The following is a 13,321-nucleotide window of genomic DNA, read 5'->3' as shown; positions in this document are numbered from 1 at the left end:
TTTTGCGGAACCCCATGATGGCGGAGATAAAGCCCGACGTGGACGGGCAAAAAAAAGCGGCCCGGCGAGCCGAACCGCGATCGAAATCCCGAGTGGCGGGCGCGCTCAGGTCAGCGTGACACCTTTGGCGCGGGCGGCCCGGAGCAAGGCGTCGGCCATATCGCTCGGCGTCGCCGCGACCTCGATACCGCACTCTTTGAAAACCGCGATTTTCGCTGCGGCGGTGTCCTCTGCACCTCCGACGATCGCGCCGGCGTGGCCCATGCGTCGGCCGGCGGGGGCGGTGGCTCCGGCGATGAAGCCAGCGACGGGTTTTCGGCAGTTTGCCTTGATCCAGCGGGCAGCTTCGGCCTCGGCGTTGCCGCCGATTTCACCGATCATAATGATGCCGTGGGTATCGGGATCGTCGTTGAACATCTTGATCACATCGAGATGCGAGGTGCCATTAACCGGGTCGCCCCCGATGCCAACGCACGTGGTTTGACCGATGTTTTTCGAAGTGAGTTGGAAGACGGCTTCGTAGGTGAGAGTGCCGGAGCGCGACACGACGCCCACATGACCCTTTTTGTGAATATACCCGGGTGCGATACCGATGCGGCAGCCGCCGTGGGAATTTTCGCCGGTGCCGGGCGTGACGACGCCGGGGCAATTCGGGCCGATGAGACGCGTGCGGCGGCCTTGCATCGCACGTTTCACCCGCACCATATCGCGCACCGGAATGCCTTCGGTGATGGCGACAGCGAGATCGAGATCGGCATCGGCGCACTCGAGAATGGCGTCGGCGGCAAATGGCGGCGGGACGAAAATGGCGGAGACGGTGGCACCGGTGGCTTTCGCGGCTTCGGCGACGGAATTGAAGATGGGGACTTTGGCACCGTTGTGTTCGAAGAACTGGCCGCCTTTGCCGGGCGTGACGCCGGCGACGACTTTCGTGCCGTAATCGAGGGAGAGCTTCGTGTGCCGCGCGCCAAATTCGCCGGTGATGCCCTGGATGAGAATCTTGGTTTCAGGAGTGATGAGAATGGCCATCGGAGTATGCGATCAGGTTGTTCGTGTAACGATCGTGCGGACGGGCCTCAGGCGGCCACGAGTTTGACGATCTTTTGGGCGGCGTCGGACATCGTGTCGCCCGAGACGAGAGAGAGGCCGGAGGCGGCGAGCGTGGCCTTGCCGGCGGCGACGTTGTTGCCTTCGAGCCGGACGACGAGCGGCAGGGTGAGGCCGACTTCCTTGACGGCTTCGACGATGCCTTGGGCGATCACGTTGCAGTCCATGATGCCGCCAAAAATGTTAACGAGGATGCCCTTCACGTTGGGGTCGCCGAGAATGATTTTAAACGCCGCGCCGACTTGCTCCTTCGAAGCGCCGCCGCCGACGTCGAGGAAGTTGGCGGGGGTGCCGCCGAAGTGTTTGATGATGTCCATCGTGCTCATGGCGAGCCCGGCGCCGTTGACGAGACAGGCGATGTTGCCGTCGAGCGCGATGTAACTGAGCGCGAATTTCGAGGCTTCGATTTCCTTGGGATCTTCTTCGTTGAGATCGCGCAGCGCGACGATTTCCGGGTGGCGGAAGAGTGCGTTGTCGTCGAAGGAAACTTTGGCGTCGAGGGCGAGGACTTCGCCGGTCGGGGTGGTGATCAGCGGGTTGACTTCAACCATCGCGGCGTCGGTTTCCCAAAAGCATTTGAACAACGCGCGGATCAGTTTGGCGGCGTTTTTCGCCTCGACGCCGGCGAGGCCGAGCTGGCTGGTGAGTTCACGCACCTGGAAATCGGCGAGACCGTAGCCGGGATCGACGAAGACCTTCGTGATTTTCTCCGGCGTTTCGTGCGCGACTTTTTCAATTTCCACGCCGCCTTCGGTGGAGGCGACGATCACGGGGCGCGACGTGGCGCGGTCGAGCAGGATGGCGAGGTAGTATTCTTTTTTGATGTCGCTCGCGACGGTGAAGTAAACGGTCTGCACCTTCCGCCCGGTGGGACCGGTCTGGGCGGTGACGAGCGTGTTGCCGAGCATTTTGCCGGCGAGCTCTTTGGCGTCGGCTTTCGTTTTGCAGAACTTGACGCCGCCTTTGAATCCATCGGTAAAGGTGCCTTTGCCGCGGCCGCCGGCGTGGATTTGGGATTTCACCATCGTCGGGCCTTCGGGGAGCTGCGCGAGCGCGGCGTCGATCTCCGCTGGGGTTTTGGCCGGCGCGCCTTTGGGGACCGGAACGCCAAATTTCTCGAAGAGCGCTTTCGCCTGATACTCGTGGATGTTCATGGGGAAGAAAATTCAGTCACAGTGGCCCAAATTCGCACGCTTAAAAACCGGCGGCGTCCCGCGGGTTAACCACGCCATCGACGTGGGTAGTCGCACTTATGGGGTCGACTCGGCGTTGCGAAGCTGGACGCGGGCGATCGAGAACGGGCGGTCGCCAAAACTGCGGAGGGGCACCTCGGTGCGGGCGACGGCGGCGTGTTCGCGCAGGAAACGCGCGACCTCCGCGTCGGTTTCCACGGCTTCGGAGATGACGATTTCCGCGCCTTGGCAGATGCTGCAAAGTCGGGCGCCGATATTGACCGTGGTGCCGAAATAATCGAGGCGGTCGTTTTGCGTGAGCACCAGACACGGCCCCGTGTGGATCGCGGCTTTGAGGGCCAGCGGTTGCAAGGCGAAGCGCGGCACGGGCACGCCTTCGGGCAGCGGAAAGGCATCGGGGCGCGCGAGTCGTTGCTGGGCCGCGAGCGTCGCGCGCAGGGCGGGGAGCGGACGCGGAAAGACCGCCATCACGGCATCGCCCATCGTCTTCACCACGGCGCCGCCTTCCTCGCGGACCATGGCGCGCAAAACTTCGAAATGTGTGAGCACGCGCCCAAACGCCGGGGCGTCGCCGATGGTGGAGTAGAGTTGCGTCGAGTCCTTCAGGTCGGTGAACACGAGGGTGATCGAGCTGACGGAGATTTGTTCGTCCGCGCGCAGCACCTCGCGCGAGAAGAGGTCGCGAAACGTCTGCAACGCCGTGACCTCGGAGGCGGTCGCCGCATCGTTGGTCCACGCCAGATGCTCGACGGCGACCAATCGCGCGACTGGGTCGGCGTTGAAAAGGCGCAACTCGCCTTCGGGTGCGACGGCGGGTTCGTCGGCGAGATCATGGCCGTCGAGCGCGAGATCGAGCACGGCGGGCGCGCCGGTTTCGACGCGAAACGTCGGCTGATAGGAGGAGCCGCGACTGCGCGCGCGATAACGCCCGGGAGTGAGCGACACCGGCAGATGACTCGTCGCGCCGGCCGGCACCCATTCCTGCGCGAGAATGTGCGGCGTGAGTTGCGGACCGCCGACGCAATAATCCGGGCGGGAGGCGACGCGGATGGCGGGGTTGGGCACGAAGGTGAGTTCGATGAAGCGATCGAAATTGGCCTCGAAATCGACTTGGCAACTCTCGCAGTGCGCGCGGCGTTCGATGTGGCTGAGGTCGTGTTCGCGGCGGCGGGCCCCGCGGCAATGCGGGCAAATGACATCCCAACTTAAATCCAGCAGGCCGGCGCGGGTGGCGTGCAGGCAAAGCTCGAGCGTGCGGCGGCGATCGGCGCCCCAATTGTCCGCGAGGGCGTAAGGGCGGATGCGCGCCGCAGAAGCGGCTTCGGCCGAGCGAATATAGTCGGTCAGGCGATGGACGAGCGGGGCCGCGCAAATCCGCGCCAGGAGGGCGCTGCCGGCCGTGAGGCGCGCGGCGCCGCCGCGCGCGAGGCGTGGTTTGGCGTGACGCGCCGCGAGGGTGAGGCCGCGTTGAGCGAACTCGTCGTAGCGGCGAAAAATGCGGCCGAACGCGGCTTGGGAAAATTGCCCGACGACGAGGGAGGCCGAGATCTGGCCGAACAAGCTGCCGGCGTCGACGGAGACATCGTAGGTGAGCGTGGTGCCACCGTCAGGCCGCGGCTCCAACTCGCATTGCACGCGCATGCGCGCGATGGGTCCGCGGCGGTAAACACGTTCCACGCCGAAGCGGCGCGGCGCGAGCCACGAGAAGGCGCGTTCATCCCATTCGACCGGCACGCCGGCGATGCGGAGGCGCAGGCGGCGGCTGTTGGTGAGCCGGGTCGTCTCGCCCGGGGCGGGCGGAACGATCTCGACGGGCGGAAGGCCGCAGTCGCGGTTGAAGCGATCGGTGTCCGACACGAGCGGCCACAGCGCCGCGGGCGGGGCCGCGAGCTCCCACGTCCAACGGTAGTGCAGCTCGGGCGAGGCCATGCGCGGGCGGTCAGAACTTCAGCAGTTGTTTCGTGAGAAACGCCGTCTGCAGGGAAGCGAGTTGCTTCAGGCCCTGTTGGGCGAGCGCGATGAGGCCGGTGAGTTGCTCGGTGGAGAAAGTCGCTTCCTCGCCGCTGCTCTGCACTTCGACGAAACGGCCCTGACCGGTCATGACGATATTGGCGTCAACCTCGGCGTCCTTGTCCTCGACGTAGTTGAGATCGAGCAGTTCCTGACCGCCGAACACGCCGACGCTGACGGCGGCGACGGAGTCGGCGAGGGGATTCTCGGCGAGGCGGCCGGCATCGACCAGCTTTTGCACCGCGAGACGGGCGGCGAGATATGCGCCGGTGATGGAGGCGGTGCGGGTGCCGCCGTCGGCCTGGAGAACGTCGCAATCGAGCCAGAGGGTGTTTTGGCCGAGTTTTTTCAAATCGATGACGGCGCGCAGCGAGCGGCCGATGAGGCGTTGGATTTCAACGGTGCGGCCGTCGATTTTGCCGCGGGAGATGTCGCGCTGTTTCCGGTCGAGCGTCGAGTAGGGCAGCATCGAGTATTCTGCCGTGAGCCAGCCGCCGGGGACGCGCTGCTGCTTCATCCAGGTGGGGACGTTGGCCTCGATCGTCGCGGCGCAGATGACGCGGGTGGCGCCGAAGGAGACGAGCACGGAGCCGGTGGCGTGGGGCGCAATATTGGCCTCGAAGGTGATGGGGCGGAGCTGATCGGCCTTGCGACCATCGGAGCGGAGAGACGACATCGCGCGAGAAAAGGAGAGCGGCGCGGAAAGCACGAGCCCGATTTCCGGTGCGCCCGGCCTCAGGCTTCGGGCGTGCGGTCCAGGCGGACGACGGGCTTGATCGTGCGGACCTGGTTGTTCTTGGCCGCCATGAACTGAATCAACCGGTCGTTGAAACTCTTCGCGGGATCGTGGCCCATTTTTTTGAGCGCCTGGGTCAGGGCCGCGACTTCGACGAGGCGGGCCATGTCGCGGCCGGGTCGGACGAAGAGTTCGATGTGCGGAATTTTCAGGCCGAGAATTTCGTAGTAGTTTTCCTCGAGGCCGGTGCGTTCTTCGATGACGTCGGGCCGCCATTCCTGCAACGAGATCACGAGGTCGATGCGTTTTTCGAGACGCACGCTTTTGATGCCGAACATTTCGGCGATGTTGATGATGCCGATGCCGCGGCACTCCATCCAGCCGCGGTTGAGCATGCGGCTGCTGGACATGAGTTCGCGTTCGTCGAGGAGTCGGATGACGGTGAGATCGTCGGCGACGAGGGAATGGCCGCGCTCGATGAGCGCGAGGGCGCATTCGCTTTTGCCGACGCCGCTGGAGCCGCGGAGCATCACGCCGACGCCGCGGACGTCGAGCATGGTGGCGTGTTCGGTGGTGTGAGGCGCGAATTCGTTGTCGATGCAGAGCGTGCCGACATTCACGAAATGCATCGTGATCATCGGCGTGCGGAAAATCGGGAGGTTCATCCGGTGGGCGACGTCGGCCATGGCGCGGGTGGGGTGATAATTCCGCGTGAGCACGAGGCAGGGGACGTTGCGCTTCACCATCTGCTCGAAGACGGCGCACTGCTGGTCGTGGTGCAGCGTCTTGAGGTAGGTGAGTTCCGCGGCGCCGAGGACTTGAATGCGTTTATTCGCGAAATATTTGAAGAAGCCGGTGAGGGCGAGCGAAGGGCGGTTGATGCTGCCTTCACGGATGAGGCGGTGCAGGCCGTCTTCGCCCTTGAGGAGCTCCAGCTTGAGCTTCGCGCGATACGTTTCGAAAAAGTGCGCGACGGTGATTCCGTGGATGGCCTTGGATTTCGCGGGTGACATCGGGCGGGAGAAAAGGTGGCGGGCGGGGCGGGAAACGCGAGCCGGTTCCCGCCGGGGCGAGCTCAGAGGTTGAAATCCTTGCCGAGGTAAAATTCGCGGGCTTGCGGATCCTGAATGAGAAACTCGCCGGTGCCGGCGGTAAGGAGGCGGCCTTGGTGAATCAAGTAAGCGCGGTCGACGATGCGCAGCGTTTCGCGGACGTTGTGATCGGAGACGACGACGCCGATGCCGCGGCGTTTCAGGTCGAGGATCAACTTCTGCACCTCCGCGACGGAGATGGGGTCGATCGCGGCGAACGGCTCGTCCATCAGCAAAAACTTGGGCTGGGTGACGAGCGCGCGGGCGATCTCGAGCCGGCGGCGTTCGCCGCCGGAGAGCGTGTAGGCCTTCTGGCGCGCGAGCGATGTGAGGTGCAGTTCTTCGAGATGATGCTGCACGCGGGCGGCGCGTTCACGGCGGGGCACGCCGACCGCCTCGACGACGGCGAGAATGTTCTGCTCGACGGTGAGTTTGCGGAAGACGGACGCCTCCTGGGGAAGGTAGCCGATGCCGCGGCGCGCGCGCTCGTGCATGCGCAGCCGCGTGATGTCCGCGCCGTCGAGCTGCACGTGGCCGCCGGTGGCGGGCACGAGGCCGACGATCATGTAAAACGTGGTGGTCTTGCCGGCGCCGTTGGGGCCGAGGAGGCCGACGACTTCACCGGCGCAAAAGTTGAGGTTGACGCCATCGACGACGGTGCGGCGGCCGAAGGTCTTGCGCAGGCCGACGGTGGTGATTTCGGGGCGCGGCGCGGGGGCCGCTGCGGGAGCGACACTCATTTCGCGGGCGGCTTGGCGGCCGGCGGCGGGGTGGTTTTCTCCTCCTCGAAGCCGAGGTCTTTCACCGGTGGCAGCGTGATGCGCACGCGCTCTTCGGGTGAGCCCTCGATGACGGCCTGCCGGCGGCCGCGGTAGAGGACCATGCGCGGGCCGCGCGCGACGTATTGACCGTCGGTGCTGCTCACGACCGGCTGCTCGGTGAGCACGATCTTGTCGTCGCCCGGAAAAATCTCGGCGCGACCGCACGTCGCCTCGCGATCGCCCTGGACGATTTTCACGTGGCCGGTGGCGACGAGGGATTTGAAGTAGCCGTATTGGCCGAGGGCGGTGGTCTGCGCGGTCTTTTGCAAAGCGACCACGCGGAGATAATCGCAGGTCAGTGAGATATTGGTGCCGGTGACGACGACGTGGTCGCGAAACGTGGAAACGATTTCCGTCGCGGTGCTCACGGTCTCAAACGCGCCCGCGCATTCAATGATCGTGTCCGTAGGCGCCGTTTGCGCGCGGCCCGGAAGGGCGGTGGCGAGCAGCAGAGCGGCGAGAGAAAGGAGGGCGCGTTTCATTGGATCAAGTCGGGCAGCGCAGCATGAAAAATGACGCGGACGTCTTTCGCGATGAAAACCGTCTTGTGCGCGTGGTCGTAGCGCCACTCCTGGCCGGTGACTTCCATGTCGTCGCGGATCAAGCGCACGCTGCCCGGGCCGGAGGCGAGGTTGCGCTCGGTGAAGAAGCGGGCGACGGGCGCGAGGATGACGGTCTCGACGGTGTTGGCCGCATCGCCGTTGAACACCGTGAGGTTGGCGTTGCGCAGTTCGATTTCCTTCGGGCCGGCGAAACTGGCGGAGGATGCGCGCAGGAGGAAGGAACGGTAGCCTTCGGGCGTAAACGCCGGGAGGCTGAAATTGAGCGCAGGGGCATCGGCCGCGGGGAGTTGCGCATGCGCCGCGATGGCGAGGCCAGAGAGGATTGCGCCGAGCATCAGGGCGCGCAGTGGTGGATGAAAATGCGGCTTCATCAACCCGTGGCTTTCTTCGCCGCGCGGGCGGCGAGAATCAAATCGCACACCTCGCGCACCGCGCCGCGGCCACCGTCGCGCTGCGTGATGTAGTCGGCCGCGGCGTGGGCGACGGCCATGGCGCCGGGCACGCTGACGCCGATGCGCGCCCAGCGCATGGCAGGGGCGTCGATGTCGTCGTCACCCATGTAAACGCAGTCGTCGGCGTGGAGGTTGAGTTCACGGGCGAGTTCCTGCAGGGCGGTGAGTTTGTCACTGCGGCCTTGCACGACGTGAGGGATGCCGAGCTCCTTGGCTCGGGCGGTGGTGGCGGGCGAGGGTCGGCCGCTGATCCATGCGATGGCGACGCCTTGGCGGATCGCGCGCTTGAGGCCGCTGCCGTCGAGGATCGAGAAGGATTTAAGCTCCGAGCGCCCGTGCGCGATGAAGACGTTGCCATCCGTGAGCACGCCGTCGACGTCCATGGCAAAGAGCCGCACGCGTGCCCAGTCGGCGCGCGTCGGCGTGGGGCGTGGGGCGGTAGAACGGGCAGGCATGGGAAGTCCGCGAAATGAGTCTGAGGCGAAAGCGCCTGGTGGTGTTCCCCTCGAAAAGAGCGGACAGATCCGTTAGCGCAACAACGCTGCCAGCGGCTCCTTGATCGCGGCGGCCCAGATTTCGTAGCCGTGCTCGTTCGGATGGAGGAAGTCAGGCATGATGTTCTTCGACAGCGTGCCGTCGGCGGAGAGGAATTTCTGGCCGATATCGAGGTAGTGGACGTGAGCGTCTTTCCCCAGCGGCGCGATCAGGCGGTTGATTTCCGCGACTTGCAGGCGTTTGGGATCGTCGGGTTTTTTGCTGCGCGGGAAGATGGCGAGGAGGAGGATTTGCGCGTCCGGGAGTTTGGTGCGGAGGGTGTGGACGATGGCGGCGACGCCCTCGGCGGCTTCGGCCGGCGTGTTGCGCGGCGTGGTGCCATCGCTTTCGAAACCGATGTTGTTGGTGCCGATCATGAGGACGATGGCCCGGGGCGAAATTCCCTCGAGTTCACCGTGCTCGATGCGCCACAGGAGATGCTGCGTGCGGTCGGCGCTGATGCCGAAATTCGCGGCGTGCAGGGGAGCGAAATTGGCGTCCCACACGGCCTTGCCGCCGGTGCGGGGCGGTTTTCCGCTGTTCCGCCAAAAATCGGTGATCGAGTCACCGAGGAAGAGCACGTCGATGTGACCCTGGTGGGCGATTTCGACGAAACCCTCGTGGCGTTTCAGCCAGCTCTCGGAGCGAGGGACCGGCTCAATGGCGGTGTTGGCAAACGCGAGTGAGGCGAAGGCCACGCTGGCGAGAAAGACGAGGGGGCGCAGAAAGGGGCGGCAAACGTTCATCGAGAGGAGTATTTGTTTCGCGAGATTTCGCGGGCAACCCATTTCGACCGCGCGAGGAGGTTCGAAGGGCGGATGAAATTACAGCGCGGTGGTTTCGCCGGGTGTCATGACACGGACGGTGTGTCCGGCGGAGGCGGCGGCCGTGGCGAAGGCGTGAGGATCGACGCGGATTTTTTCGTTGGAGTTGTAGTGCATGGGCACGGCCAGACGCGGGCGGAGGAGGTCGAGCGCAGCGACGGCGTCGTCGGGCCCCATCGTGTAGAAGTCGCCGATGGGCAGGAGAGCGAGGTCGAGCGGTGTTCGGGCGATGAGGCGCATGTCGCCAAACAGCGCGGTGTCGCCGGCGTGATAGAGCGTGCGGCCGGCGGTTTGCACGCGATAGCCGGAAGGCACGCCCATCGCGCGGGCGGGAGCATTGGGGAGTTCGAGCGAAGAGCTATGAATGGCGGGCGTCATGTCGATGCGGCCCCAAGGCAGCGTGACGCCGCCGCCGGGCATGAGGTCGAGCGTGGCGACGCCGTGCGTCGCGAAGTAGTCGGCGAGTTCGAATGGCGCCACGATCGTGGCGCCGTGCAGGCGCGCGAGAGCCACGGCGTCGGCGATGTGATCGTCATGCGCGTGAGAGCAGAGAATGTAATCACACGGCGCCTCGGCCAGCGGCACGGAGCCGTGGGGGTTGGAGAGGAGCCAAGGATCGAACACGATCGCGATCTGCTCGGTGACGACGCGAAAGGCGGAGTGGCCGAAGTAGGTGAGTTTCATGGTGGGGAGGTGCGGCCGGGGCGGCGGGGCGGTTGCAGAGCGGAGGGCGGGTGGCCGGCAAAACGGCGGAAAACGGTGGCAAAATATTGGGAACTGGAAAAGCCGAGGTCGTGCGCAACCGCTGTCACCGCCTCGCCGCGGCGCAGGCGGATGTCGGCGAGGCTGAGTTTGTGCCGGAGCACGTATTCGCGGGGCGGAAGACCGATCTCGGCGCGAAAACGCATTTTGAACCGCGAAGGGGAGAGGCGCACGAGGCGGGCGAGGTGCGGCACGGTGAGCGGATCGGCGGGGTGCCGCGCGATGTGATCGAGGCAGCGTTGAATCCGCGGCGAGGGCGCGGCGCGGCGGTTGCGCTGGGATGCCCGGATGGTGGCGAGGAGAAACTGCAGGACGCGCGACGCGACATGGAGGCGGTCGGCGCGGGAGCGGGCGGTGGGCACGAGGGCGAAGATTTCCTCGAGCAGTTCGCGCGTGCCGGGCGCGGCGGCAAAATGGCGCGCGGGCATCGCGAGCAATTCGCGGCGCAGATCGGCGGAAGCGGCGGCGGTGAGAAAGAGCAGGCGCTGCCGCGCGGGCTTGAGACGGACGAAGAGCCAGTAGAGTTCGCCTTTTTCCTCGGGCATCCCGGCGGAGTCGTGGGGCTCGCCGGGGAACACCAAATACTGCTCGCCGCCGCGCAACCGGTAGATGCGGCCGTTGACGCGGTAGGTTTGCCGGCCACGCGCAAGGAAACAGATTTCGAGGCCGTCGGGATGCGTGCGGAGGCGGAGCGGCTCGTAGGCGGCGGCGTAGTGGTAGCGGCCGATCTCGACGATGCCGGGCAGGCGAATGTCGCCGGCGAAGAGCTCGGTGCGGCGCGCCTTTTGCTCCGGCGTCATCACGTGGCGCGTGGCGGGAGCGATGTTCGATTTTGTCTTGGGCGACATTCGCGGACGCGAGGTTTTGCGCACGGCGTTAAGGTGTCGACGATGAACGAAGCCCCTTCGCTGCCCACTCCCAACTACAGTGCGCCGGCTCAACGCGCGCCCGACCGGTCGCTCACGCCGGAGCAGATCGCGTTTTACCGGGAGAACGGTTATCTCGCGGTCGATGCGGTGATGCCCGCGGAGGAGGTCGCCACGGTGCGGCGGATTTACGACCGGTTGTTCAACGAGGACCGCGCCAAAACCGAGGGTGACCTCTACGACCTCACCGGCGAGAAAACGAAGGGCAAAAGCGAGAGCGTGCCGCAGATTTTGCAGCCGGCGAAATACGCGCCGGAGCTGCTCGAGACGCAGTTGGTGGCGAACATCAAGGCGATGATGAAGCAACTGCACGGGCCGGAGACGCGGATGGTGGGCGATCACGCGATCAACAAGCCGCCGCACGGCAACTCACCGACGCCGTGGCACCAGGACGAGGCGTATTGGGATCCGGCGAAGGAATACAGCGGGCTCAGCGTCTGGGTGGCGTTGCAGCCGGCGACAAAGGTCAACGGGTGCATGTGTTTCGTGCCGGGTTCGCAGAAAGGCGAAGTGGTGCCGCACCGGCCGATCGGCGGCAATCCGCTGACGCCGGGCTTGGAAGTGGTGCCGAGCGAATTGCAGGCGGCGAAGGCTGTGGCGTGCGAACTGCCGGCGGGCGGCGCGACGTTTCACGCGGAGCGCACGCTGCACTTCACGGCGGCGAACCGCTCGGACGATTTCCGCCGCGCTTATATTGCGGTGGGCATGGCGTTCGAACGGAAGCGCGACACGGCGCGGAAATTCCCCTGGCAGGAAGAGCAGGCGGCGGCGCGCGCGGCGAAAGCGGCCGCGGCCAAGTCGGCGTAAGAACGGCGCGGTCGGCCGCGGGCGACGCGCAAGCCTGCGCGGACGTCGCGCGGCAGCGCGAGAGCAGCGGGCGCGGAGAGAAAGCCGCGGCGCGTTACGGGAGCTTGGTCGAATAGGTGCGCTGAAGCCACGCGGCGGGCACTGGCACGACGCAGATGTTCATCGTGCGGTTGTCGGCGGAGAGCATCGCGGATTGGAATTCGATGCGGGTGCTGTCGGCGCTGAAGGTTGGGTGAATGTGATCGGCGGCGGTTTCCTTGTGGCCGGTGGTGAGGAGGATCATTTCGCCGGTGTGGCGATCGATCAGCCAGAGATTGCGGGCAAAGTCGTCGCCGCACGCCCAGCGTCCGTCGGGGGAACCGTTGACGTGCCAGAAACCGCTGCCGGTGGCGGTCTGGCCGACGATGCGCATCTCGCGCGTGCGGAGGTTGACGATGGCGAGACCGGTGGGATGTTCGCGCGTGCCGCAGGCGCCCCACGCGTCGTCGGTGCCGACGGGGCGGTGGCCCATGAGCGCCATCGCCACTTCGTCTTTGGTGATGACCGCTTCGTGCGTGACCCAATCGTAGGACGCTTCCGGATAAAGCGGACGCAAGCCGGTGCCATCGGCGCGGACCGTCCACGTGCGCTGGGGAGCTTTGCCGCCGGTTTCCCAGCAAAAGACGATTTCGCCGGGCACCCAAGGATTGGTCTGCACGTGGCCAATTTGAAAGGGCACGGCGACGATGAATTTCACCTCGCCGGTGTGCAGGTTCATGCTGGCGAGACCCGTCGGGCCGGCGCCCATGTGACGCGGGCCGAAGTCGGGCTCGAGCTTGGTGCCCGGTGCGAGGTGGCGTTGCGCGACGTCACGGCCGGCCACGCGGAAGTAGGCGTAATCTTCCGTACAATCGAGGGCGACGTCGCCGACGGCGCCCAACTCCGATGGGACGACGCCGCACACGTGTTCGTAATCGGTGGCGGGGCCGACGGTGCCGGCCGCGCTGTCGAGGAAAAGTTTGCCGAGATCGACGCGCACGATTTGCGCGGCGCCGTGGGATTCGCCGGCTTTAACGGCGGGCGTGGCGGGTTCGGCACCGGTCACGGCGGTCGGCGGTTGGCTTTCGGGCAGACGCACGAAATACAGGTTCATCGAGTGGTCGGCGAGGCAGAGCATGCCGGAGTAACCGTGTTCGGTGACTTGCACGATGTCGCCCGTGTGCTCGTTGACCGCCATCGCCTGGCCGCGCACGCGGTTGGAGCGGAAGACGACCCACTGGCCGTCGGAGGTCCATTGGTGATGCGTTTGATAGATCTTGGAATCGCCGCGCGGCTGGCTGGTGAGAAAACTCAGCGGAGCGCCGGTGACGGGATCGACGACGATCTTCTTTTCCGCGGGGAAACGATCCCCGATGTGACCAAAAGCTTGCATGGTGAGGAGGAGAGCGAGGGAGACACCGGCGCAGCGGCGCAGCAGGAAGGGCGACATGAGAGGAGCGGGGTTGGGTGAGCGTCC

At 65.5% G+C, this 13,321-nt stretch carries 14 protein-coding genes; 1 reads left to right on the top strand and 13 read right to left on the bottom strand.

The window, feature by feature from the left end:
- Positions 1-105: 105 nt before the first annotated feature.
- From sucD to K0B96_RS11170, 12 genes are all read right to left on the bottom strand, one after another.
- Complete coding sequence (gene sucD / locus K0B96_RS11225) at positions 106-1,029, bottom strand: succinate--CoA ligase subunit alpha (protein WP_220160991.1); 924 nt, start codon at positions 1,027-1,029, stop codon at positions 106-108.
- A gap of 47 nt (positions 1,030-1,076) precedes the next feature.
- Positions 1,077-2,261 (bottom strand): ADP-forming succinate--CoA ligase subunit beta, encoded by a 1,185-nt coding sequence (sucC, locus tag K0B96_RS11220; protein ID WP_220160990.1) that lies wholly within the window; start codon positions 2,259-2,261, stop codon positions 1,077-1,079.
- Positions 2,262-2,357: 96 nt separating this feature from the next.
- The gene (locus tag K0B96_RS11215; protein ID WP_220160989.1) at positions 2,358-4,229 is read right to left on the bottom strand and encodes a DUF5939 domain-containing protein; all 1,872 of its coding nucleotides are present in this window, start codon (positions 4,227-4,229) and stop codon (positions 2,358-2,360) included.
- A 10-nt stretch (positions 4,230-4,239) separates the two neighbouring features.
- Complete coding sequence (rph, locus tag K0B96_RS11210) at positions 4,240-4,986, bottom strand: ribonuclease PH (RefSeq protein ID WP_220166524.1); 747 nt, start codon at positions 4,984-4,986, stop codon at positions 4,240-4,242.
- A gap of 59 nt (positions 4,987-5,045) precedes the next feature.
- The gene (hprK, locus tag K0B96_RS11205; RefSeq protein ID WP_255558627.1) at positions 5,046-6,059 is read right to left on the bottom strand and encodes an HPr(Ser) kinase/phosphatase; all 1,014 of its coding nucleotides are present in this window, start codon (positions 6,057-6,059) and stop codon (positions 5,046-5,048) included.
- A gap of 62 nt (positions 6,060-6,121) precedes the next feature.
- Positions 6,122-6,877, bottom strand: coding sequence for an LPS export ABC transporter ATP-binding protein (lptB, locus tag K0B96_RS11200; RefSeq protein ID WP_220160988.1), 756 nt, complete (start codon positions 6,875-6,877; stop codon positions 6,122-6,124).
- The gene (locus tag K0B96_RS11195; RefSeq protein ID WP_220160987.1) at positions 6,874-7,440 is read right to left on the bottom strand and encodes an LptA/OstA family protein; all 567 of its coding nucleotides are present in this window, start codon (positions 7,438-7,440) and stop codon (positions 6,874-6,876) included. Before K0B96_RS11195 ends, lptB begins: the two co-directional genes overlap by 4 nt.
- Positions 7,437-7,892: a hypothetical protein gene (locus K0B96_RS11190; protein ID WP_220160986.1), complete on the bottom strand. Its 456-nt coding sequence runs from the start codon at positions 7,890-7,892 to the stop codon at positions 7,437-7,439. The genes K0B96_RS11195 and K0B96_RS11190 overlap by 4 nt, the downstream gene beginning before the upstream one ends.
- The gene (locus tag K0B96_RS11185; RefSeq protein WP_220160985.1) at positions 7,892-8,428 is read right to left on the bottom strand and encodes a KdsC family phosphatase; all 537 of its coding nucleotides are present in this window, start codon (positions 8,426-8,428) and stop codon (positions 7,892-7,894) included. The genes K0B96_RS11190 and K0B96_RS11185 overlap by 1 nt, the downstream gene beginning before the upstream one ends.
- Before the next feature lie 72 nt (positions 8,429-8,500).
- Positions 8,501-9,253, bottom strand: a complete 753-nt coding sequence (locus K0B96_RS11180) for a platelet-activating factor acetylhydrolase IB subunit (RefSeq protein ID WP_255558626.1) — start codon at positions 9,251-9,253, stop codon at positions 8,501-8,503.
- Positions 9,254-9,331: 78 nt separating this feature from the next.
- Positions 9,332-10,015 carry a metal-dependent hydrolase gene (locus K0B96_RS11175; RefSeq protein ID WP_220160984.1) on the bottom strand — a complete coding sequence of 228 codons (684 nt, stop codon included), beginning with the start codon at positions 10,013-10,015 and terminating at the stop codon, positions 9,332-9,334.
- On the bottom strand, positions 10,012-10,941 hold the full coding sequence (locus K0B96_RS11170) for a helix-turn-helix domain-containing protein (RefSeq protein WP_220160983.1): 930 nt from the start codon (positions 10,939-10,941) through the stop codon (positions 10,012-10,014). The genes K0B96_RS11175 and K0B96_RS11170 overlap by 4 nt, the downstream gene beginning before the upstream one ends.
- 42 nt (positions 10,942-10,983) lie before the next feature.
- Between K0B96_RS11170 and K0B96_RS11165 the strand changes: the two genes are divergently transcribed.
- Entirely contained in the window at positions 10,984-11,826 is an 843-nt protein-coding gene (locus K0B96_RS11165) for a phytanoyl-CoA dioxygenase family protein (protein WP_220160982.1), read from the top strand.
- 94 nt (positions 11,827-11,920) lie between these two features.
- On the opposite strand, the gene K0B96_RS11160 is transcribed toward K0B96_RS11165, so the two are convergent.
- Positions 11,921-13,294, bottom strand: a complete 1,374-nt coding sequence (locus K0B96_RS11160) for a TolB-like translocation protein (protein ID WP_220160981.1) — start codon at positions 13,292-13,294, stop codon at positions 11,921-11,923.
- Positions 13,295-13,321: the final 27 nt, after the last annotated feature.

It is taken from the genome of Horticoccus luteus (genome assembly GCF_019464535.1).
GTDB classification, from domain to species: domain Bacteria; phylum Verrucomicrobiota; class Verrucomicrobiia; order Opitutales; family Opitutaceae; genus Horticoccus; species Horticoccus luteus.
Note: the sequence above shows the minus strand (reverse complement) of the source record. Positions and strands in the feature narration are given on the sequence as shown.